15 protein-coding genes and 1 riboswitch are annotated in these 22,188 nt (G+C 73.2%); of the genes, 4 read left to right on the top strand and 11 right to left on the bottom strand.

Annotated features, from left to right (window positions below; translation table 11 throughout):
- Window positions 1-19: 19 nt before the first annotated feature.
- Window positions 20-1,267 carry a DNA polymerase III subunit gamma/tau domain-containing protein gene (locus tag ACSMXW_RS28435; RefSeq protein WP_485800437.1) on the bottom strand — a complete coding sequence of 416 codons (1,248 nt, stop codon included), beginning with the start codon at window positions 1,265-1,267 and terminating at the stop codon, window positions 20-22.
- A gap of 642 nt (window positions 1,268-1,909) precedes the next feature.
- On the opposite strand from ACSMXW_RS28435, the gene sepH reads away from it, so the two are divergent.
- Complete coding sequence (gene sepH / locus ACSMXW_RS28430; protein ID WP_485800436.1) at window positions 1,910-2,953, top strand: septation protein SepH; 1,044 nt, start codon at window positions 1,910-1,912, stop codon at window positions 2,951-2,953.
- Between the two features lie 65 nt (window positions 2,954-3,018).
- Here sepH and ACSMXW_RS28425 read toward each other — a convergent pair whose 3' ends face one another.
- Entirely contained in the window at window positions 3,019-3,936 is a 918-nt protein-coding gene (locus ACSMXW_RS28425; RefSeq protein WP_485800434.1) for a sulfurtransferase, read from the bottom strand.
- Between the two features lie 307 nt (window positions 3,937-4,243).
- Here ACSMXW_RS28425 and ACSMXW_RS28420 point away from each other — a divergent pair, with 307 nt between their 5' ends.
- On the top strand, window positions 4,244-5,059 hold the full coding sequence (locus ACSMXW_RS28420) for a VOC family protein (RefSeq protein ID WP_485800433.1): 816 nt from the start codon (window positions 4,244-4,246) through the stop codon (window positions 5,057-5,059).
- A 358-nt stretch (window positions 5,060-5,417) separates the two neighbouring features.
- Here ACSMXW_RS28420 and ACSMXW_RS28415 read toward each other — a convergent pair whose 3' ends face one another.
- The 3 genes from ACSMXW_RS28415 to ACSMXW_RS28405 all read right to left on the bottom strand — a co-directional run bounded on the left by ACSMXW_RS28415 (window position 5,418) and on the right by ACSMXW_RS28405 (window position 10,303).
- Window positions 5,418-6,602 carry an alkaline phosphatase family protein gene (locus tag ACSMXW_RS28415; RefSeq protein WP_485800432.1) on the bottom strand — a complete coding sequence of 395 codons (1,185 nt, stop codon included), beginning with the start codon at window positions 6,600-6,602 and terminating at the stop codon, window positions 5,418-5,420.
- Window positions 6,602-7,210 carry a DUF5998 family protein gene (locus tag ACSMXW_RS28410; protein ID WP_485800430.1) on the bottom strand — a complete coding sequence of 203 codons (609 nt, stop codon included), beginning with the start codon at window positions 7,208-7,210 and terminating at the stop codon, window positions 6,602-6,604. Before ACSMXW_RS28410 ends, ACSMXW_RS28415 begins: the two co-directional genes overlap by 1 nt.
- Window positions 7,211-7,330: 120 nt before the next feature.
- Window positions 7,331-10,303 (bottom strand): bifunctional acetate--CoA ligase family protein/GNAT family N-acetyltransferase, encoded by a 2,973-nt coding sequence (locus tag ACSMXW_RS28405; protein ID WP_485800428.1) that lies wholly within the window; start codon window positions 10,301-10,303, stop codon window positions 7,331-7,333.
- 395 nt (window positions 10,304-10,698) lie between these two features.
- Here ACSMXW_RS28405 and ACSMXW_RS28400 point away from each other — a divergent pair, with 395 nt between their 5' ends.
- Window positions 10,699-10,980, top strand: a complete 282-nt coding sequence (locus tag ACSMXW_RS28400) for an HPr family phosphocarrier protein (RefSeq protein WP_485800426.1) — start codon at window positions 10,699-10,701, stop codon at window positions 10,978-10,980.
- A gap of 628 nt (window positions 10,981-11,608) precedes the next feature.
- On the opposite strand, the gene ACSMXW_RS28395 is transcribed toward ACSMXW_RS28400, so the two are convergent.
- The 4 genes from ACSMXW_RS28395 to ACSMXW_RS28380 form a co-directional block, all read right to left on the bottom strand.
- A complete protein-coding gene (locus ACSMXW_RS28395) occupies window positions 11,609-12,271 on the bottom strand; it encodes a GntR family transcriptional regulator (RefSeq protein ID WP_485800424.1) in 663 nt (220 codons plus the stop codon).
- 347 nt (window positions 12,272-12,618) lie between these two features.
- The gene (locus ACSMXW_RS28390; RefSeq protein ID WP_485800423.1) at window positions 12,619-13,404 is read right to left on the bottom strand and encodes a M23 family metallopeptidase; all 786 of its coding nucleotides are present in this window, start codon (window positions 13,402-13,404) and stop codon (window positions 12,619-12,621) included.
- A 12-nt stretch (window positions 13,405-13,416) separates the two neighbouring features.
- Window positions 13,417-13,575, bottom strand: a riboswitch (cyclic di-AMP (ydaO/yuaA leader).
- 436 nt (window positions 13,576-14,011) lie between these two features.
- Complete coding sequence (locus ACSMXW_RS28385; RefSeq protein ID WP_485808368.1) at window positions 14,012-15,394, bottom strand: M16 family metallopeptidase; 1,383 nt, start codon at window positions 15,392-15,394, stop codon at window positions 14,012-14,014.
- 32 nt (window positions 15,395-15,426) lie between these two features.
- The gene (locus tag ACSMXW_RS28380; RefSeq protein WP_485800422.1) at window positions 15,427-16,836 is read right to left on the bottom strand and encodes a M16 family metallopeptidase; all 1,410 of its coding nucleotides are present in this window, start codon (window positions 16,834-16,836) and stop codon (window positions 15,427-15,429) included.
- Window positions 16,837-17,078: 242 nt separating this feature from the next.
- On the opposite strand from ACSMXW_RS28380, the gene ACSMXW_RS28375 reads away from it, so the two are divergent.
- Window positions 17,079-19,529, top strand: a complete 2,451-nt coding sequence (locus ACSMXW_RS28375; protein ID WP_485800420.1) for a DNA gyrase/topoisomerase IV subunit A — start codon at window positions 17,079-17,081, stop codon at window positions 19,527-19,529.
- Between the two features lie 62 nt (window positions 19,530-19,591).
- Here the strand turns inward: ACSMXW_RS28375 and ACSMXW_RS28370 are convergent, their stop codons facing one another.
- The gene (locus tag ACSMXW_RS28370; protein WP_485800419.1) at window positions 19,592-20,839 is read right to left on the bottom strand and encodes a CobW family GTP-binding protein; all 1,248 of its coding nucleotides are present in this window, start codon (window positions 20,837-20,839) and stop codon (window positions 19,592-19,594) included.
- A 105-nt stretch (window positions 20,840-20,944) separates the two neighbouring features.
- Entirely contained in the window at window positions 20,945-22,141 is a 1,197-nt protein-coding gene (locus ACSMXW_RS28365) for a citrate synthase (RefSeq protein ID WP_485800418.1), read from the bottom strand.
- Window positions 22,142-22,188: the final 47 nt, after the last annotated feature.

The following is a 22,188-nucleotide window of genomic DNA, read 5'->3' as shown; positions in this document are numbered from 1 at the left end:
GCGGCCGGCCCGGGCCGCGTCACCCGGTTGACTGAAGATCGTGCTCCTGGGCGGAGGGTCCGTCGCCGGTGTCCGGTGTGGTGCCGCCGCTCCGGGTGGGCGTCGGGGTGGGGGTGGACGAGGGCGTGGACTGGTCCCGGCCGGGGCTGGTGCCGGGGTCGGGGGTGTGGTGCTGCGTGCCGGTGCCGTCGGATCCCGAGCCGGTGCCCTGGCCGGCCGTGTCGCCGGGAGTGGGGGTGGCGTCGGGGGTGTGCGACCGGTCGGTGCTGCCGGGGGACGGGCTTCCGGTGTCCTGCCCCCGCTGTCCGGAGGGTCCGGTGTCCGACGGCTGTTCGGAGGGCGTCGGCGGGGGTGTGCCGGGGGTGTGCCGGGACGTGTGGGGGCCGCCGCCGAAGACGCTGCCGATGGTGGTGCCCGAGCCGCCGTCGCCGAGGCTGTGCCCGGACACCAGTTCGTAGCCGGTGATGCCGCCCATGGTCACCGCGAAGACCAGCCCGGCCGCGATCAGCGGCCGCTTCACACCGCGCACGCGCGCGTGGTGGACGGTCCCCTCGGTGTACTCCCCCGTGGGTGGCGGGGGCGTGGGGTACTGCGCCGCGGGCGCCGGGTACTCCCCCGGAGATCCTGGCGGCAGGTCGCCCCGCCGTCCCCCTTCCGGCGCGTGCCCCTGCTGTGCCTCCGCGTGGGCCGCGGCCCGGCGCAGCAGGCGTGTGGCGTCGTCGTGCGCGAAGGGGGCGTCCGGGGTACGGCCCGGCAGTGCCACCGTGGCGTCGTGCCCGTCGGCGGCCGTGCCGAGCACCGCCGTGGACTCCCAGGCGTCGCCTGGGGTGCCGGGGCCGCCCCGGGGGGCCCACCGGGCGGTCGCCGCTCGCGGGACCGGCCCGGCCCCGGAGGCGTCCCCGCCCGTCCGCCCGGCCCGGAAGGTGGCCGGCACCTGGAGCCCGTCCCGCCGGGTGGGCGCCGGGACCTGCCGGGCGCGCGGCTTGGCCTGGGCCGCGGCCACGCGTATCTGCTCGCCGGTGCGCCGGAAGAAGTGCTGGAAGAGCGGGCCGCCACAGGTGGCGATGGCGCTGACGACGCCGGCGCCGAGGATGGTGCCGTACACGCCGAGGTTCGAGGCGAACTTGGCGGCCACCACCGCGGCCACCGCGCTGCCGGCCACCTGGGGGAGGTTCAGGTCCAGGCGGCGCCTGCGGCCGCCCTCCGCCGGGGCGTTCCCGGGTGCGTGCGCGGAAGCGTCCACGGAGGCGTCGGCGGGGCCGTGCACGGAAGGGGCTCCAGAAGGGTCCGCCACGCCCGGGGGGACACGACCCGCACCGCCGTGCGCTCCGCCCTCGTCCGCCGTGGCCCTTCCCGTCCGGTCGCCCGCCCTGCCGTCGGCGTATCCCTGTACCTGCCACCGGGGATCAGGCCTCTTGCCCATCTGCGACCCTTGCCTGCCCTTCTCGACCGTTTGCACGGGAAATTGCACAGCTAGAGTACGTATGAGCCGGGTATTCTGGTTCCGCTTCTGGTGGTTTCGTGAACTATGACACGCACAATCTCCACGGGATCCACCGAAACGCCAGTCAACTCCCGCACCTCTACAGAACTTCAACGGCGCGCCGGTCCACCCGGCTGGCCCAATGGAGTACTGTTGCGAGCCCTGGGTCCGGTCTCCCGCCAGGGTGCCGAGGATCGTCCAGGACCGCCGAAAGGGGGCACATTGCACGCCGCGTTGCACAGAGTGGCCAGAGCAGTCACTCAGCGTTGCGATCAGGTAACCGTGCCATAACGGCGATCCAGGGTCCATGCCCGACACGCCGGGCAACTCGGCAAGGTTGTGGCAGGCTGCACCCGGGCAGGCCACACTCGACCAGCGGAAGCAGCGACGCACGTGACGTCGGCAGGCACCACCCGGGAGGTCCCCATGCCCGAACTGCGTGTCGTGGCCGTCTCAAATGACGGCACACGGCTGGTGCTGAAAGCTGCGGACAGCACGGAGTACACGCTTCCCATCGACGAACGGCTCCGCGCTGCCGTGCGCGGCGACCGTCCGCGCCTCGGCCAGATCGAGATCGAGGTGGAGAGCCATCTCCGCCCGCGCGACATCCAGGCGCGTATACGTGCCGGTGCCACCGCGGAGGAGGTCGCGCAGCTCGCCGGCATCCCCGTCGACCGGGTGCGGCGCTTCGAGGGCCCCGTGCTCGCGGAGCGCGCGTTCATGGCCGAGCGGGCGCGGAAGACTCCGGTGCGCCGTCCGGGTGAGAACACCGGCCCCCAGTTGGGTGAGGCGGTCCAGGAGCGGCTGCTGATGCGCGGCGCCGAGCGGGACACCGTGCAGTGGGACTCCTGGCGGCGCGACGACGGCACCTGGGAGGTGCTGCTCGTCTACCGCGTCGCGGGCGAGACCCACACGGCCAGCTGGACCTACGACCCGCCGCGCCGCCTCGTGCAGGCCGTGGACGAGGAAGCGCGCTCCCTGATCGGCGAGTCCGACGACCTCGCTGCGCCGGAGCCGAGCTTCCCGTTCGTCCCGCGCATCGCACGGCTGCCACGCGAGCGGTCGCTGGAGCGTGCCACGGACCGGCCGAGCCTGCCCGCGCCCGCAAGCCCCCTGGACGACGCCGACGACGCCGACCAGGGCCGTGACTCGCTCACCAGCCTCCTGGAGGCCGTGCCGAGCTTCCGCGGCGACCTGGTGGTGCCCGAGCGCTCCGAACCGGCGGCCGAGCACACCCCGGAGGAGCCCGAGCAGGAGCCGGAGGCTGAGGAGCCACCGGCGCCCGCGGCCTCGGCGGGGTCCGCGTACGCGGACGTGCTGATGCCGCGCTCGGTCGGCGGTCACCGCGATCGACTGATCGGCGCGACGGACCGTCAGGCGGAGCAGGACGGCGTACGGCCCGGCCGCAGGGCGGCGGTGCCGAGCTGGGACGAGATCGTCTTCGGCACCCGCCGCAAGAAGCAGGAGTAGGGACGCGCATGAGAGAACGGCGGCCACACCGGGGTGTGGCCGCCGCCTTGCCATGTCCAGGCCGCCTACTGGGGGTCGGGGCCCGTGGCCACCGGGCGGTCCGGGTCGGACGACCACTCGGACCACGAGCCCACGTACAGGTCGGCACGGATGCCCGCGACGGCCAGCGCCAGCACCTCATGGGCGCCGGAGACGCCGGAGCCGCAGTACACGCCGACCTCGCCGCCACCCGCCGCGCCCAGTGCCGCGAAGCGCTCGGCCAGCTCGCGGGCCGGCCGGAAGCGACCGTCCGCGGTGACGTTCTCGGTGGTCGGCGCCGACACCGCGCCCGGGATGTGGCCCGCCGCCTTGTCGAGCGGCTCGACGTCCCCGCGGTAGCGCTCGGCCGCCCGTGCGTCGAGCAGCACACCGGACCGGGCGAGCGCCGCCGCGGCGTCCGCGTCGAGCAGCCCGGACGCCTCGGCCCCACTGTCGGAACCTCCCGTAACCGACCGGGAACCGCCCTCCGCCGACCGCGACATGTCGGAAGCGGACCGCGAACGGCCCGGAATCGGCCGGAAGTCGCCGGCTTCCGGGCGGGTCTCCGGCTGTCCGGATTCCAGCGGTCCCTGCCAGACGCCGAGGCCGCCGTCCAGCACCCGGACCGAGGGGTGCCCCGTCCAGCGCAGCAGCCACCAGGCGCGTGCGGCGGCCCAGCCCTGGCCACCGTCGTAGACGACGACCGGGCGGTCCGTGCGCACCCCGGCCGCGCGCATGGCCGCGCCGAAGGCCTCGATGTCGGGCAGCGGATGCCGGCCGCCCGGCCCTGCGGGGCCGGCGAGCTCGGTGTCCAGGTCGACGTAGACGGCACCCGGGATGTGGCCCTCCAGATAGGCCGGCCGCTGGCTGGGACCGCCGAGCTGCCAGCGCACGTCGAGCACGACCGGAGGTTTGGGACCGGCAGATTCGGCCATGAGTTCGGATGCAGAGATGATGGCTTCCATGAGGCCATCCTTGCGCATGGGGTGGCCCCCTCGCCTCGCTGCGGATACTCTGCTCGGCGACCAGATGCGACCACGGCGCGTACTGGAGTGGACACACGCTGTGCACTTGACCTACATCCGCCGATCATTCAACAGAAAAGAAGAGTCAATAAGAAACAGTCAGAAAACAGAACAGAATCAGAAAAAGGGCCGAACAGTTAAGGCGAGCAGCTCCAGAGCGTGCGGGTGCAATGGGGCACGGCGCCCACTCCCCTGCGCACGGAGCGGCAGCGAAGCGGCACCACGAAGGGTCGAGGAGAGAGTGACGATGACCGAGGCGCTGGGTTCGACCGGCAGACTGGGTGCCCCCGGGCACCCCCGGCGGACACCGGGAACGCCCTGCTGGGTGAGTCTGCTGGTGCACGATCTGGCGGCGACCCAGGAGTTCTACGGAGCGCTGTTCGGCTGGGAGTTCCGGCCCCAGCCCACCGCCACCCCGCTGGGGTACTACGTCGAGGCGCTACTGGACGACCGGGAGGTCGCCGTGATCGGGCAGCTCCCGGGCGAGCGCCGGTTCCCCGTCGCCTGGACGCCCTATCTGGCCGCGGACGACGTGGACCGCACCGCCGAGAAGGTGCGGCTGTGCGGCGGCACCGTCGGCTTCGGGCCGCTGGACGCCGCCGCCGCGGGCCGGCTGGCCCTCGCCTCCGACCCGACCGGCGCCGTGTTCGGCATCCGGCACGCGGCCGCCCATCCGGGCCACCCGGCCTCCGGGGTGCCCGGCGCGCCCGCCTGGACGGAGCTGATGACCCATGAGTCGGCCCGGGTGATCGGGTTCTACCAGGACGTCTTCGGCTGCACGCACAAGCCGAACGTCTCCGCGGGCCCCGACTGCCTGACCCTGCACACGGCGGACGGCCGTCCGGTGGCCTCCGTCCGCGGAGTCGGGGGCGCGCAGTTGCATGACCGCGGCGCCCACTGGATGACGTACTTCGAGACGCTGGACGTCGACGCGGCGGCCGAGCGGGTGGCGGAACTCGGCGGCAAGGTGGTCGAACCGGCCGAGGAGGGCCCGTACGGCAGGGTGGCTACCATCACCGATCCCGAGGGGGCGGCGTTCGCCCTGGTACGCACACCGGGCTGACCGTGACGTACGGGCCGTCCCCGTCCCCGTAGGGGCGCGGGGAACTGCGCGCCAAGCCCCCACCGGCCGGTGGCAGGACATGAGACCGCAAGGGGCACCCCCCTCCAGGGGCGCGGGGAACCGCGCAACCACCCCCCACCGGCCGGCGGCCGAACACGAGACCGCAAGGGACACCACCCCTCCAGGGGCGCGGGGAACCGCGCAACCACCCCCCACCCGCCCGGCGGCCGAACACGAGACCGCAAGGGGCTCGGCCCGGAGGCCCGCCGCAGGCGCAACGGGGGCGCCGCCCACGCGGCGGGGGCACGCGCCCTCACTGCGGATCCGCCCCGGGCGGACCGGGGCGCCGCAGCGCCCCTCAGGTACGTACCTCGAGCAGAGGGACCAACTGCTCCGCGGGCGTCATCGAGCCATGGTTGCCGACCATGGCTGACTCCTTCGGCTCCAGCCGGCTCGCGGTGATAAGAACGTCGTCCCTGGCCGCCGCGATCACATCGCCCAGCCGCGCGTACACCCGCTCGTCGACCGCCGGGCCGAACCAGCCCGCGGCGATCGCCTCGTCCCGTGCCGCCACCCAGAACCGGTCGCCGAGCACTTCCCGCCAGACCGCGAGCACGTCCCCGGCCGCGCCCGGAACCGCGTAGACGTGCCGCGCGCGGCCCTCACCGCCCAGCAGTGCGACGCCGGCGCGCAGCTCCCAGTCGTCGTCGAAGTCGATGCGGTGCCGTTCGTCGAAGGGGATGTCGAGCATGCCGTGGTCGGCGGTGACGTAGAGGACGCTGCGCGGCGGCAGCTGCTCCGCGAGGCGCTGCACCAGGCGGTCGGCGTGGGCGAGCTGGTCGCGCCACTCGTCGGAGTCGACGCCGAAGCGGTGCCCCTTGCCGTCGACGTCCGCGTAGTACGTGTAGACGAGGGAGCGGTCGCCGCCGGCGAGCTGCCGGGCGGCGAGGTCCATGCGCTCCTCGCCGGAGAGCCGGCCGTGGAAGGTGCCGCCGCTGAGGGCCACCTCGGTGAGCGGGGTGGTCTCGAACGTGGGGGACGACACCTGGGCGGTGTGCACCCCGGCGTCGGCGGCCCGCTGGAAGACCGTGGCGTGCGGCTGCCACCGGCGCGGCGCCGTCCACGGGTGCCAGCGGAGCTGGTTCATCAGATCGCCGGTCTCCGGATTGCGGACGGTGTAGCCGGGCAGCCCGTGCACGCCGGGGGGCAGTCCGGTGCCGACCGACGCGAGGGACGTCGCGGTGGTGGCGGGGAAACCGGCCGTGATGGGCCGGCCCGTGCCGCCGCGTGAGCTGTTCAGCAGCGCGGTCAGGCAGGGGGTCTCGTCCGGGTGGGCCAGGAGCTGCTCCCAGCCGAGGCCGTCGATCAGGAAGACACAGGCACGGTCGGCCGGCGCCAGCTCCTGGATCGCGACGGACGTCCCGGGCACGCCCTGGTGGGCGACGAGGGTCGGCAGGAGGTCGGCGAGCGAGCCGGTGCCGTACTCCGGCACCGGGGCGGAGGCGACGGCGAGCGGCTCGGGATCCAGCGCGGGCTGTGTCATCAGTGCCCGGTGTCCGTGCCGGCGGCCGTGGTCGCCTCGGAGAGCGCCTGGGCGAAGGCGAGGGTCTGCCGTACGGCCTCCGGGCCGTCGCCCGCCTCGCTGACCCGCAGGCTGAGGTCGTCGGCAGTGGAGCTGCCCGTGTAGCCGTGGTCCGCCTCGCAATTGGGGTCACCGCAGGCCGCGGGCTCCAGGTCGAGCCGGGACACGGCGCCCCAGCCGATGGTCAGGACCACTTCACGGGGCAGGGTGCCGGGGGTGTACGACTCGGGGTTCGCCACGACCCGGCTGACCACGACCGACGAGATTCGGCCGATCTTCACCGATTCGGTGGAGGTGGTCGCGTACGGCGTCGGCGAGCTGGAGTCCGCCGCCTGCTCGTCGGTGTGGCTGACGATGAACCGGGTGCCGGTGAGCACCAGGACCGTCACATGGCGGCGCACCTCGTTCGCGTCGAAGGTGGTCTCCTGGTGGACCAGGAACGACCCGATGCCCTCGCCGCCGACCGCGGCCTCCACCGCCTCGGCCACGAGGGCCGGGTAGTAGCCGCTGCGCTCGATCGCCGCTCGCAGCCCCTGGGTCGTCGTACTGGTCTTGGCCATGCCGTCCATCCTACGGCCCTGGGGGCCGCCTCAGGTCCCCCAGGAGGCCCGGTGCGCGGGCCCGTCCCCGCGCCTTCGCGCTCGCCCCGGGACGCCCCGGGTCCGCGCGCCTGAGCCGGACGGCCGCGTTCAGTAGGCGGCCATGGTGCGGGGCCCGAGGTCGGTACGGGCGGGTGGCGGGGCGAGGCGCACGGACGCGCCCAGTACGGACGCCCCCCGCGTGGCCACGACCACGGGCTCCAGGGAGACCGCCACCACCTCCGGATGGCCGTCGACCAGCCGGGAGAGGCGGAGCAGCAACTCTTCCAGGGCGGCTGTGTCGACCGGTGCGGAACCGCGCCAGCCGAACAGGAGCGGGGCGGTCCGGATGGACCTGACCACGGCACGGGCCTCGCGGTCGGTGACCGGGATCAGCCGGTGCGCCATGTCCCCGAGCAGTTCGGAGGCGGCGCCGGCGAGCCCGAAGGAGAGCACCGCTCCGGCGGTGGGGTCGATGACGGCGCGCACGACGGTGTCGACCCCGCGCGGCGCCATCGACTGGACGACCGGGAGCAGTTCCCCGGGGCTGCCGAAGGTGTCGGTCAGCTCCGTGTAGGCGCGCCGGAGTTGCTCCTCGTCGGCCAGGTCCAGCCGGACGCCGCCCAGGTCGGCGCGGTGCCGCAGATGGGGTGCGGTGGTCTTGAGCGCCACCGGGTAACCGAGCTCGGCGGCGGCCCGCGCGGCCTGATCGGGGCCCGGCGCGGGCAGGGCGGCACGGAGCGGGATGCCGTAGGCGCCGAGCAGTTCGCGGGTGTCGCCGGGGGCGAGCGTGGCTCCGCGCGGATCGTTCCCCGAACGCTCCAGGAGGTCCTGGATCAGCTCCGCGGCCCGCTTCGCGTCGATGTCGTCGTAGTGCGGCACCCTGCCGGGGTCGGCCGCCTCGCGGCGCCACTGCGCGTACCCCACGGCCTCGGCGAGCGCACGGACGGCGCGCTCGGCTGCCGGGTAGGCGGGGATGCGGCGGTCGGGAGCGGTCTCCGGGCCGGGGGCGCGGACGGTTTCGGGGGCAGGGTGGTCGCGGGCGGCTTCAGGGGCAGGGTGGTCGCGGGTCGCAGAGGGTTCGACGGCAGCGGAGGACTCGGGGGCACGAGAGGACTCGGGGGCCTCGGCGGGCTCGGCGGGCTCGGCGGTGTCAGAGGACGGGGTGGTCTCGGCGGGCCCGGGCGGCTGCTCGCGGGCCGGCGGGGCGGGGCGGCGCGGGCCCGTGCTGGTGGCCGCGGACAGGGCGGCGGCCAGGCCGCCCAGCTCGACGTGGACCACGGAGAGGGGCTTGTGCGGGTGGGCCGCGGCGGCGGACCGGAGCGCCGCCGCCAGTACCCCGTCCGCCGCGGGTCCGCCGTCCACGGCGGGGATCACGGTGACGACCACGGCGTCGCAGTCGGGGTCCGCCAGGGCCTCGCACAGCGCGGCGTGGAAGTCGTCCGGGGTCGCCGACGTCGTCAGGTCCCGGGGCCGCAGCGGGCGCAGCCCCTCGGAGAGGCAGGCGTCGTAGGTGAGCAGCCCCAGGGACTCGGAGTTGCCGAGGATCGCCACCCGGGGCCCCGCGGGCAGCGGCTGCCCGGCGAGCTGGAGGCCCGCGTCGACCAGCTCGGTGATGGTGTCCACCCGGATGACACCGGCCTGCCGGAGCAGCGCGGAGACCGTCGCGTGGGGCAACCGGGTGGGCTGCACGGCGTGCCCCGTGGGCGCGCTTCCGCCGTGCCGGGCGCCCTGCACCACGACGAGCGGCTTGACGGCGGCGGTGCGCCGGGCGAGGCGGGTGAACTTGCGGGGGTTGCCGATCGACTCCAGGTACATCAGCGCGACGTCGGTGTCCGGGTCCTCGTACCAGTACTGCAGGACGTCGTTGCCGGAGACGTCGGCGCGGTTGCCCGCGGACACGAACGTCGAGAGGCCCACCGCGCCACCGCCGCGCCGGTGCAGCCGGGACAGCAGGGCGATGCCGGTCGCGCCGGACTGCGCGAACAGGCCGATCCGCCCCGGCCGTGGCAGCTGTGGGGCGAGCGAGGCGTTCAGGAGTACGTCCGGGGCGGTGTTGACGATGCCGAAGGCGTTGGGGCCGATGATCCGCATGCCGAAGGAACGGGCCTGGCGGACCAGCGCCCGCTGCCGCTCGAGGCCCTCCTCCCCGCTCTCCGCGTAGCCGGCCGAGAGCACCACGAGCCCCTGCACGCCGTGCGCCCCGCACTCGTCGGCCACCTCGGGCACCCGGGACGCGGGCACCGCGACCACCGCCAGGTCGACGGGCCCGTCCAGCTCGGTGAGGGCCCGGACCGCGGGCACGCCGTCGAGCGAGGTCAGCTCCGGCGGGAAGGCGTGGTTGACGGCGTACAGACGGCCGGTGAAGCCGGCGTCGCGGATGTTGGCCAGCACGCTGCGGCCGACCCCGCCCGGGGTCCGGCTGACGCCGATCACGGCGACGGCGCCCGGCCGCAGCAACCGCTGCACGGAGCGCGCCTCGGCCCGCTGCTCACGGGCGAGCTGGACGGCGCGGGACCCCTCGGTGGGCGCCAGGTCCAGCTCCAGGAGCACGACACCGTCCTCGAAGCTGCGCTTCTGCTGGTAGCCGGCGTCCGTGAAAACCTTGATCATCTTGGTGTTGGCGGGCAGCACCTCGGCAGCGAACCTCCGGATGCCGCGCTCGCGCGCCACCGCGGCGATGTGCTCCAGCAGCGCGGAGGCCACCCCCCTGCCCTGGTGTGCGTCCTGCACCAGGAAGGCGACCTCGGCCTCGTCGGCCGGCTGCCCGGCCGCCCTGCGTGCGCCGTCGATGCGGTCGTAGCGCACGGTCGCGATGAACTCGCCGCCCACCACGGCCGCGAGCCCCACCCGGTCCACGAAGTCATGGTGGGTGAAACGGCGCACGTCGTTCGCGGAGAGCCGGGGGTACGGGGCGAAGAAACGGTAGTACTTCGACTGGTCCGACACCTGCTCGTAGAAGCTGACCAGGCGGTCCGCGTCGTCGGCGGTGATCGGCTTGATCCGCGCGGTGCCACCGTCGCGCAGCACCACGTCGGCCTCCCAGTGCGCGGGGTAGGCGTGCCGGTCCGACGGGCTCTGCATGGGGTCAGGGTACGGCGTACGGGGGCGTGTCTCCGGGTGGGACGGGGCGGGTGGCGGGGTGTGCGGCTGCCGTCTCCGGGGGCGGGGCGGGAGTGCGCGCGGGGGCGGGCGCCCCAGGCTGAACCGGGGCGGGCTGTGGCCAGGGCGCGGGTGACTCGGGGCGAAGCGGGGCCGCTGCGCGAGGGCACTTCCGCGGACGGCACGGGTGGAGCGCGGCCGGAGCCGCGGGGGCATCGCTCGTGTTCGGTGGGGCCGCCCCGGCGCTCCGGACCCGTGTGCGACACTGGTCTAGACAACTACCGGGAGTCATCGCCACGCCGTCGGCCAGACGGCACGCACGGGACCCTTGCCGGACACGCCGGGACACTCCGAGACACTCGAAGGGCAGCAACACCATGGCTGAGCGCCGCGTCAACATCGGCTGGGCCGAGGGGCTTCACGCCCGACCCGCCTCCATCCTCGTCCGGGCGGCCACCGCCTCGGGCGTGCCGGTGACCATCGCCAAGGGCGACGGCGCTCCGGTCAACGCCGCGTCCATGCTCGCGGTGCTCGGCCTGGGGGCCCAGGGCGGTGACGAGATCGTCCTCGCCTGCGACGCGGAGGGCGCGGACGCAGCCCTGGACCGCCTGGCGAAGCTGGTCTCCGAGGGGCTGGAGGAGCTGCCCGAGACGGTCTGAGGGTTCCAGCCGCCCGTCACCCTTGCCGCGCCCGCCGGACGCCTCCGTTCCGGTGGGTGCGGCTTTCGCGTTCTCCGGGCATGGTGCGCGCCCTCCGGGCATGGGCACGTGGTTCAGCGCAGGGGCGCGTTGTTCAGGGCATGGTGGCGTTGTTCAAGGCATGGTGGCGTGGTTCAGGGGTCATGGGCGGTCTGTTCAGGATCATGGGCGGGTTGTTCAGTACACAGGCGGCTTGTTCGGGCATACAGGTCACGTCTCCGGACACCCGGGCTCCACGCCCTCCCGGTGCTTCGGCCCGGTGCCGCGGCCCGGTACGGCGGCCTCGGTGAATCGGCCCGGAGAGTTCGGCCCCGGTGCATCGGACCGAGCGCGTCGATTTTTCGCATTCCGGGCCGGTGAATGTGCTGTGGCAATGCATAGAGGCACATGAGAAGGCGCCTGCGGGATACCGAAAGAAGGCCCCGCCATCGCACGCGTTCACACACGACACGCATAACCGGCCACGGCGAATTCCGCCGCCGCCCACACATGGTGCACGGCACGGATACCGGCCGTATACGAATTCATCGCCAGCTTCGTTTTTACGGGGTTCCTGTTAAAGGCAGTACCCTGCCGCGTGTACGGCGTGTTACGAAGCCCTCACGCGGTCGGGGCGGGCGGGGGTCCTGGGGAAGCGCAGGCGGTGTGCCGGGATGCCCCGTTCGGTGTGCACGGCGGTCACCGCGCGGGCCCGTTCGGCGTCGCCGCGGGCCACGGCGTCGAGGATCGCGGCGTGCTCCGCCCAGGACTCCGCGGGCCGCTCGGTCACGTCGACGGTGTACATCCAGGAGACCTTGTGCCGGAGCTGGGTGAGCAGCGAGGTGAGTCCGGGGCTACCGGAGGCCTGGGCCAGCGTCTCGTGGAACCAGCTCTCCAGCGAGCGCAGATCCTCGCCGTGACCTCGCCTGACACGGTCGTGGCCCAGGCGTACCAGCCCCCTGAGCACCTTCAGATGGGCCTCGGTGCGGCGCTGCGCGGCACGGGCGGCGCCCAGCGGTTCCAGCAGCATACGGATCTCCAGGAGGTCGGCGGCCTCCTGCTCGGTGGGCTCGGCGACACAGGCCCCGGCGTGCCGGCGGGTGACGACGAAGCCCTCCGCCTCCAGGGTGCGCAGCGCCTCGCGCACCGGGATGCGCGAGACGCCGTAGCGCCGTGCGAGGACCTCTTCGGTGAGCCGGCTGCCGCGTTCCAGCAGGCCGGAGACGATGTCGTCCCGGATGGCCGTGCATACCGACTGCGCGGGAATGCGCATGACCGGACCTCCGCCTTGATCCCCGCGAAAACGCGGCCCAATGAAGCCTGTTCGGCGACTCTATTGCAGACAGCCGCATTTGCCGAAGGGTGGCGGGGAACCATGGGTATTTTTTGGACTCGGTCCTGACACCGCCGGGTGCGGTGTCAGGAGGCGGGCGTTCGGCACCGGGCGCTGCCGTATTTCCTTTCGGCGGTCCCCGGCTTCGGTTCGCAAAGGGACGGTGGTCGGCCCTGGGGCAACCATCACCCCGGGGAAGCCGTCGCCCGCGGGGAGCCGTCACCCCGCGGGGAGCCGTCGCCTCGGGGCTCAGTCGTCTCCACGGGAGCAGCGGTGGTTCCCGGTGATCAGACGTCGACCCCGTGGGAGCGGAGGTAGGCCACCGGGTCGATGTCCGAGCCGTAGTCGGGCGTGGTGCGGGCCTCGAAGTGCAGATGGGGGCCCGTGGCGTTGCCGGTCGCGCCGGAGAGGGCGATTCGCTGCCCCGGGGCGACGCTCTGGCCGACGGCGACGCCGATGGAGGACAGATGGCCGTACTGGGTGTACGTGCCGTCGTGCATCCGGATGACGATGTTGTTGCCGTAGGCGCCGCCCCAGCCGGCCTCGACGACGGTGCCGGCGCTCACGGCGTGCACCGGGGTGCCGGACGCCGCGTGGAAGTCGATGCCCGTGTGGCTGCCGGAGGACCACAGGGAGCCGCCCGTCCGGTAGCCCGTGGTGATGTACGAACCGCTGATCGGGACGGTGTAGCCGGTGCTCCTGCGCACCGCGGCGCGGGCGGCCCGCTTCTTGGCCGTGCGGAGCTTGGCCACCTTGGCCTCGGCCTTCCGCTTGGCCTGCGCCGCGGTCCGTGCCGCCTTCTCTTCGGCCGCGCGGCGGGCCGCGGCCTCGTCGGCGGCCCGCCGCTGGGCGGCCGCCTGCGCGCCGATCCGGTCGGCCGTCGTGGCGCCCGCCAGGAGGGCCCGGGTCAGGCCGGCGTCCTCGGGCGGCCGCTGCGCGGCGAGTGCGGGGGTTGCGGTGAGGCCACCGATGACGCCGGTGGCGGTGAGTGCGGCGATGCCTGCCGCGTACGCGGTGGAGCGCACGAGGCGGCCTGGTCGGCGGTGCTTCCCGGTGACACGGGTGAACGCCATGAAGCGGCTGGTCCTTTCCCTCCTTCTCGCCTGCCGGGTTAGCTGACGGGTTCGGAGCAGGAAGGTCTCCTACGGACACCCCCTCGGGAAGGGAGTCCGATTCACCCCGGGACATGTTGGGTCCCCGGCTCCCCCGGCTCGCGCCGTGTGGGGACTCGGCGATGGCTGCCCGGCACCGCGGGCGCGGCGCAGGTCCGACGAACAGCCGGACCGACGCTAAAGGGGACATCTCCAGACCAACAAACAGATCAGCCCTTTTGTAGCGCATGCCACAGGGGCAGACTGGCTTTCTTCCTGTCAATTCGGACAGCGGGTGGGTGAATTCGGGGTGTTTGCCGGTGCCACGGGTGGTGATTGTGGTAGGCGCGGGCGGTGCACGGGCGTACGCGGACGAGCGGGCGTACGGAGTGAGCGGGCGTACGCCGTGAGCGGGCGGCCGGGCGGCATGCGGCGTGCGGCGGGGCCGGGCGGTGGGCGGCGGGTGGGTGTGTTTGCCGTATGCGGCGAGCCGGCGGCGTCCCGCCGAGCGTCCGGCCGTACGCGGCGACGGCGCCCCGCGGAAGACCGCTGGGGCGCCGTCCCGTCACGTCCGGGGTGCGGGGTGCCGTCAGCCGGAGACCACCGTGACCTCGCCGATCCCCAGCGCCCGTACGGGCTCCTCGATCTGCGCGGCGTCCCCGACGAGCACGGTGACGAGCCGGTCCACCGGGAACGCGCTGACGACTGCGGCCGTGGCCTCCACCGTGCCCGTGGCGGCGAACCGCTGGTAGAGGTGGCCCTGGTAGTCGTCCGGAAGGTGCTGCTCCACCTGGTCGGCCAGCGTGCCCGCGACGGCGGCGGCGGTCTCGTACTTGAGGGGGGCGACGCCGACCAGGTTCTGCACGGCGACATCGCGCTCGTCGTCCGTGAGTCCGTCGGCGGCGAGGTCCCGCAGCACCTTCCAGAGGTCGTCAAGGGCGGGGCCCGTGGACGCCGTGTCGACCGACCCGGAGATCGCCAGCATGGCGGCGCCGGCGGCCCCTTCGGGCGACGACGGCGCGGACGAGCGCAGCACCTGGCTGAAGGCCCGCACGCCGTACGTGTAGCCCTTCTCCTCGCGCAGCACCCGGTCGAGCCGGGAGGTGAGCGTGCCGCCGAGGCAGTAGGTGCCGAGCACCTGGGCGGGCCAGACGCGGTCATGGCGGTCGGGTCCGATCCGGCCGATCAGCAGCTGCGTCTGGACGGCGCCGGGCCGGTCCACGATCACCACACGGCCCCGGTCGTCTGCGATGATCGGCGGCACCGGGCGGGGGGCGGCGGTGTCACCGGTCCAGGACCCCAGCGTGTCGGCAAGCACCGTGTCCAGGTCGGTGCCGGTGAGGTCGCCGACCACGACCGCGGTGGCCGTCGCCGGGCGTACGTGCTTCTCGTAGAAGGCGCGCACCGCACCGGCGTCGATGGCGGCGACGGTCTCCTCGGTGCCCTGCCGGGGCCGCGACATGCGCGACGTCGCCGGGAACAGCTCCCTGGAGAGCTCCTTGGCGGCACGGCGGGCGGGGTTGGCCATCTCGTGCGGGATCTCGTCCAGGCGGTTGCGCACCAGGCGCTCGATCTCGCTGTCGGCGAAGGCGGGCGCGCGGAGGGCGTCCGCGAGCAGGCCGAGCCCCTTGGGCAGCCGGGAGGCGGGCACCTCCAGGGAGAGCCGCACTCCCGGGTGGTCGGCGTGCGCGTCCAGCGTGGCGCCGCAGCGCTCCAGCTCGGCGGCGAAGTCCTCCGCGGAGTGCTTGTCGGTGCCCTCGGAGAAGGCGCGCGCCATGATGGTGGCCACCCCGTCGAGGCCCTCGGGCTCCGCGTCCAGGGGGCTGTCGAGCAGCACCTCCACGGCGACCACCTGCTGGCCGGGGCGGTGGCAGCGGAGCACCGTCAGGCCGTTGGAGAGCGAGCCGCGCTCGGGGGTGGGGAACGCCCAGGGCCTGGCCGCGCCGGGCTGGGGCTGGGGGTGGAAGTCCATCGTCGTGCCCTGTTCTGACGTCGCGGCCTCGGTCACTTCGCCGCCTCCTCGTCCTGGTCGGTGCTGTCGGCGGCACCCGCGGCCGCTGCGGTCTCTCCCGTCGCTCCGGTCTCCGCGGTGTCACCGGCGTCCCCGGCGTCTTCGGTGGGTTCGTAGACGAGCACTGCGCGGTTGTCCGGGCGCAGCCGGGCCCTGGCGGCCTCCTGGACCTCCTCGGGGGTGACCTCCAGGGCGCGCTGCACGGCGGTCAGGGCGAGCTGGGGGTCGCCGAAGAGCACGGCGTAGCGGCAGAGTTCGTCGGCGCGGCCCGCGACGGTGCCGAGGCGGTCCAGCCACTCGCGCTCCAACTGCGCCTGCGCGCGCTCCATTTCGCCGGGGGTGGGGCCCTCCTCGGCGAACCGCGCCAGCTCCTCGTCCACGGCGGCCTCGATGACGGGGATCTCCACGTCGCCGGAGGCCTTCACGTCCAGCCAGCCGAGCGAGGGCGCCCCGGCCAGCCGGAGCAGCCCGAATCCGGCGGCCACGGCGGTGCGGTCACGGCGCACGAGGCGGTTGTAGAGCCGCGAGGACTCGCCGCCGCCGAGGACGGTCAGGGCCAGGTCGGCGGCGTCGCACGCGCGCGTGCCGTCCTCCGGGAGGCGGTAGGCGGCCATCAGGGCGCGCGCCGGGACCTCCTCCTCGACGACCTCGCGGAGCTGCTGGCCGATGGTCTCCGGCAGGGCGCCGTCCCGGGGCGCCGGCTTGCCGTCGTACGCGGGGATGCTGCCGAAGTACTTCTCGACCCAGGCCAGCGTCTGCTCCGGGTCGATGTCGCCGACGACGGACAGGACGGCGTTGTTGGGCGCGTAGTAGGTGCGGAAGAACTCCTGGGCGTCCTCCAGGGTGGCCGCGTCCAGGTCGGCCATCGAGCCGATCGGCGTGTGGTGGTAAGGGTGACCCTCCGGGTAGGCCAGGGCCGTCAGCTTCTCGAAGGCGGTGCCGTAGGGGACGTTGTCGTAGCGCTGGCGGCGCTCGTTCTTGACGACGTCGCGCTGGTTGTCCAGGGACTGCTGGTCGAGCGCGGCGAGCAGCGAGCCCATCCGGTCCGCCTCCAGCCACAGGGCCAGCTCCAGCTGGTGCGCCGGCATGGTCTCGAAGTAGTTGGTGCGCTCGAAGCTGGTGGTGCCGTTCAGGGAGCCGCCCGCGCCCTGCACCAGCTCGAAGTGGCCGTTACCGCGTACCTGCTTCGAGCCCTGGAACATCAGGTGCTCGAAGAGGTGCGCCAGGCCCGTACGGCCGGTGACCTCGTGGCGGGAGCCGACGTCGTACCAGAGGCAGACCGCGGCGACCGGGGTCAGGTGGTCCTCGGAGAGCACCACGCGCAGGCCGTTGGCCAGGCGGTGCTCGGTCGCTGTCAGGCCGCCGGAGCCGGCCTGCGCTGTGGCCGTGTGACCCATGGGCATGTACGTCCCTTCGATCGCGAAAGCTGTGGAAACCCCCTGCGGGGTGTCGGGCGACGGGCGCCGGTCCGCCCACTGTATGCAAGCGTGCAGACACCTCGCGAAGTTCCCGCTCCGGCGGTGTCGCGGCCGGGCCCGGCCGGGTCACGGTCCGCGTTGTCCGTGGGGCGGTCCACAATGGAGCGCGTCAGACCCTCGTCCGGTCCCGGCAGTACCGGCAGTATCCGTGAAGGAGCCGCGCAGCGATGGCCCGCCGCAGCACGAAGACCCCGCCGTCCGACGACCCGTTCGAGGAGCGGATCCTCGACATCGACGTCGTCGACGAGATGAAGGGCTCCTACCTCGAATACGCGTACTCGGTCATCTATTCGCGGGCCCTGCCGGACGCGCGGGACGGCATGAAGCCGGTGCACCGCCGCATCGTCTACCAGATGAACGAGATGGGCCTGCGCCCCGACCGCGGCTATGTGAAGTGCGCCCGCGTCGTCGGCGAGGTCATGGGCAAGCTCCACCCGCACGGCGACGCGTCGATCTACGACGCCCTGGTGCGCATGGCCCAGCCGTTCAGCATGCGCCTGCCGCTGGTCGACGGGCACGGCAACTTCGGCTCGCTGGGCAATGACGACCCGCCCGCGGCCATGCGCTACACCGAGTGCCGGATGGCGGACGCCACCTCCCTGATGACCGAGTCGATCGACGAGGACACGGTCGACTTCAACCCGAACTACGACGGGCAGGAGCAGGAGCCGGAGGTCCTCCCGGCCGCCTATCCGAACCTCCTGGTGAACGGCGCCTCGGGAATCGCCGTCGGCATGGCGACGAACATGCCCCCGCACAATCTCCGCGAGGTCGTCGCGGCCGCCCGCCACCTGATCAGGTACCCGGGCGCCGACCTGGAGACGCTGATGAAGTACATCCCGGGCCCCGACCTGCCCACCGGCGGCCGCATCGTCGGCCTCTCCGGCATCCGGGACGCCTACGAGACGGGCCGTGGCACCTTCAAGATCCGGGCGACGGCCTCCGTGGAGAACGTCACCGCCCGCCGCAAGGGCCTGGTCGTGACCGAGCTGCCCTTCGCGGTGGGCCCCGAGAAGGTGATCGCCAAGATCAAGGACCTGGTCGGCGCCAAGAAGCTGCAGGGCATCGCGGACGTCAAGGACCTCACGGACCGTGAGCACGGCCTGCGTCTGGTGATCGAGATCAAGAACGGCTTCGTCCCGGAGGCCGTCCTGGAGCAGCTCTACAAGCTGACCCCCATGGAGGAGTCCTTCGGGATCAACAATGTGGCGCTGGTCGACGGCCAGCCCCTGACGCTGGGCCTCAAGGAGCTGCTCGAGGTCTACCTGGACCACCGCTTCAACGTGGTCCGCCGCCGCAGTGAGTTCCGCCGCGGCAAGAAGCGCGACAGGCTCCACCTGGTCGAGGGACTCCTCGTCGCCCTGGTGGACATCGACGAGGTCATCCGCCTGATCAGGTCCAGTGAGAACTCGGCGCAGGCGAAGCAGCGCCTGATGGACCGCTTCTCCCTGAGCGAGGTCCAGACCCAGTACATCCTGGACACCCCGCTGCGCCGCCTGACGAAGTACGACCGCATCGAGCTGGAGTCGGAGCGCGACCGGCTCAGGGCCGAGATCGAGGAGCTGACCCGCATCCTGGACTCCGACGCGGAGCTGCGGAAGCTGGTCTCCGCCGAACTGTCCGCGGTCGCCAAGAAGTTCGGCACCGACCGGCGCACGGTCCTGCTGGAGTCGGCGGACGCCCCGGCGATCGCCGTGCCGCTCCAGGTGGCCGACGACCCGTGCCGCGTCCTGCTGTCGTCCACCGGCCTGCTGGCCCGTACGGCGACGGACCAGCCGTTCGTCCCGGAGGGCGGCAAGCGCGCCAAGCACGATGTGATCGTCTCCTCCGCGCCCGGGACGGCCCGCGGCGAGGTGGGCGCCGTCACCTCCACGGGGCGGCTGTTGAGGCTGTCGGTGATCGACCTGCCGCAGCTCCCGGAGTCCGCGTCCACGCTCTCGGGCGGGGCGCCGGTCGCGGAGTTCCTCTCCCTGGAGGCGGACGAGGAGCTGATCTGCCTGACGACCTTCGACGAGTCCTCGCCCGGCCTCGCCCTGGGCACCTTGCAGGGCGTCGTCAAGCGTGTGGTTCCCGACTACCCGGCGAACAAGGACGAGCTGGAGGTCATCACTCTCCGTGACGGCGACCGCATCGTGGGCGCGACGGAGCTGCGCACGGGCGAGGAGGACCTGGTCTTCATCACCGACGACGCCCAGCTGCTGCGCTTCCCGGCCGCCCAGGTGCGTCCGCAGGGGCGGCCGGCGGGCGGCATGGCGGGTATCAAGCTCGCGGAGGGCGCGAAGGTGATCTCCTTCACAGCTGTGGACCCCTCGGCCGACGCGGTCGTGTTCACGGTCGCGGGCTCGCGTGGCACGCTCGACGACTCGGTCCAGACGACCGCGAAACTCACGCCGTTCGACCAGTACCCCCGCAAGGGCCGGGCCACGGGCGGGGTCCGCTGCCAGCGATTCCTGAAGGGCGAGGACTGCCTGCGGCTGGCCTGGGCGGGTCCCACGCCGGCCCGGGCCGCGCAGAAGAACGGCACACCGGTCGAGCTCCCGGAGCCGGATCCGCGGCGCGACGGCTCGGGGGTGTCGCTGCAGAAGACGGTGGCGGTGGTGGCCGGGCCGCTGACGTGACGCGGTGACGCTGAACGCCCGGCCGGGGTGCACCCGGCCGGGCGCACCCGCCGGCAGGCCCGTTACGGCGCCGGTGTGCGGCCCGTGTCCCCGGCGTCGGAGTACTCCCCCGGGCCGGGGTGACCGGCCTCCGGGTCCGGGGCGTCCCCGGGCTCCCCGGGCGCGACCGGAAGTTCTTCGTGCTCGCCGTGCCGCACATAGCGCAGGACGCCCCACATGCTGTGCTCGTCGGGCGGCTCCTGTGCCGCGGAGCCGGTGATGCGACAGGCGGCCAGCCCTTCGAGCAGGGCGTCGCCGTCGATGGCCGAGCCGATGAGCACGAGACGGGTGAACCGCCCGCCGCCGACGCCCCAGTTCTCGGACGGCACCGGAAGCGACGCCCACGGTTCGGACGCCCACGCCCCCGGCATCTGCGTCTCGGGAGTCACAGGCACGCTGGACCAGGGCTCGGGTGAGAAACGCAGGAAGCTGCCGACGGCGTGCACGTGGTAGCGGTTCACCGGGTCGGCGGCGCCGAAGTCGACATAGCCCTTGATGCGGTACAGCCCCTTGGGGCGGCTGTCGAGGAAGGCCATGGTCCGGCGCGGGTCCATGGGCGTGCCGGAGGTGAAGGAGACGCTGTCGTACGCCAGGTGCAGGTGTTCGTGGTCCGGGTGCCCCTCATGGGCGCGCAGATCGTCGAAGGAGAGCTGCCCGACGCGTTCGGTGACCGCCTTGCGGTCGAAGAGCAGGTCCGGGTCGATCCGCCCGTAGGAGGCGGCGATCACGGCCGCGCGGTCGGCCAGCGCCCGCACGACGCCCAGGGTCCGCTCCCGGGCCGCCGCGTCCACCCGGTCGGTCTTGTTGAGCACCACCAGGTCGGCGATGCGCAGGTGCCGCTCGATCTCGGGATGCCGCTCCCTGGTGGCGTCGAACTCCGCGGCGTCCACCACCTCCACCAGTCCCCCGTAGACCACCCGGGGGTTCTCGCTGGCGAGCACCATCCGCACGAGCTCCTGGGGCTCGGCGAGGCCGCTGGCCTCTATGACGATCACATCGATGCCGGCGGCCGGCCGGGTCAGCCGCTGCAGGTACTCGTCCAGCTCGCTGACGTCGACCGCACAGCACAGGCAGCCGTTGCCGAGCGACACGGTCGAGTCCCCGAGCTGTCCTGCGACGGCCAGCGCGTCGACCTCGATCGCACCGAAGTCGTTGACCACTGCTCCGATGCGGCTGCCCCTGCTGCTGTGCAGCAGGTGGTTGAGGAGTGTGGTCTTGCCGGAGCCCAGGAAGCCCGCGAGCACGACGACGGGAATCTGCTGGTCAGTCACGTGCGGCCTCTCTCACGCGCTCGCTACGACGCATGGGGTGCGATACGGCCCCAGGATACGAGCGCGGCACGCGACGGTGCGAACCTCGTGCCTTAAGGCCCTACTTCACGCCACCGGCGCGGGAGCCGGGGGAACGGGGACCGGCGGAACCGCCCCCACATACCTGGCCGCCGGACGGATGATCTTGGAATCCTCGGCCTGCTCCAGGATGTTGGCGCTCCAGCCGACGACGCGGGCGGCGGCGAAGGTCGGCGTGAACATCTCCCGCGGCAGGCCGCACAGTTCCATGACGACGCCCGCGTAGAACTCCACGTTGGTGTGCAGGTCCCGGCCCGGTTTGAGCTCGGCGAGAATGGCCTCCACACGCCGCTCCACCTCGATGGCGAAGTCCACCAGGGGGCCGCCGAACTCCTCGGCCAGGCCGCGCAGCATCCGCGAACGCGGGTCCTCCGTGCGGTAGACGGGGTGCCCGAAGCCCATGATGCGGTCCCCTTCGAGCACCCGCGCACGGATCCAGGCGTCGATGCGGTCGGGTGTGCCGATGGCGTCGAGCGTGTCCAGGGCGCGGCGCGGCGCCCCGCCGTGCAGCGGGCCGGAGAGCGCGCCCACGGCGCCGGACAGGCAGGCGGCCACGTCGGCGCCGGTGGACGCGATGACGCGGGCCGTGAACGTTGACGCGTTGAATCCGTGATCAATGGTGGAAATCAAGTATTGCTCGATGGCCCGGGCCCGCCGGGGGTCCGGCTCGGTGCCCGTCACCATGTACAGGTAGTTGGCCGCATACGGCAGGTCGTCGCGTGGCTCCACCGGCGCCAGGCCGCGGCCGAGCCGGTACAGCGCCGCGAGCAGGGTGGGGACGACCGCGCAGACGGCGAGGGTGTCGGCTCGGCGCCGGTCGGCGTCGATGTCGTAGACCGGCTGGAAGCCCTGTGCGGCGCCGAAGAGGGAGAGCGCGGTGCGCAGGCCGGCCAGCGGCCCGGACCGGGGGCCGGCCGCGGCGACGGCGGGCAGGGCGGCGGCGACGTCCTCGGGCAGCCGGCGCAGCGCCGCGGTCCGCCGGGTGAAGTCGGCGCGCTGGGCGGCGTCGGGCAGGCCCCCGTGGACCATGAGGTGCCAGACGTCCTCGAACGCGCGGGTCCGCGCCAGCTCGACGGCGGAGTACTGGCGGTAGTGGTAGAAGCCCTCGCGTCCCCGCACGTCACCGATCGTGGTCTCGGTGACAACGACTCCTGCGAGTCCTCGGGGAACGTCGACGGGGGCGGTCGCCCTGTTCGTCGGCTCGGTGGGCGTCGTGGGCTGCATCGGGGTCTCCTCTTGCGTCCTCTGCGTCCTCCATGGACTTGATTAGA

It is taken from the genome of Streptomyces sp. DSM 116793, from assembly GCF_057320905.1.
Note: the sequence above shows the minus strand (reverse complement) of the source record. Positions and strands in the feature narration are given on the sequence as shown.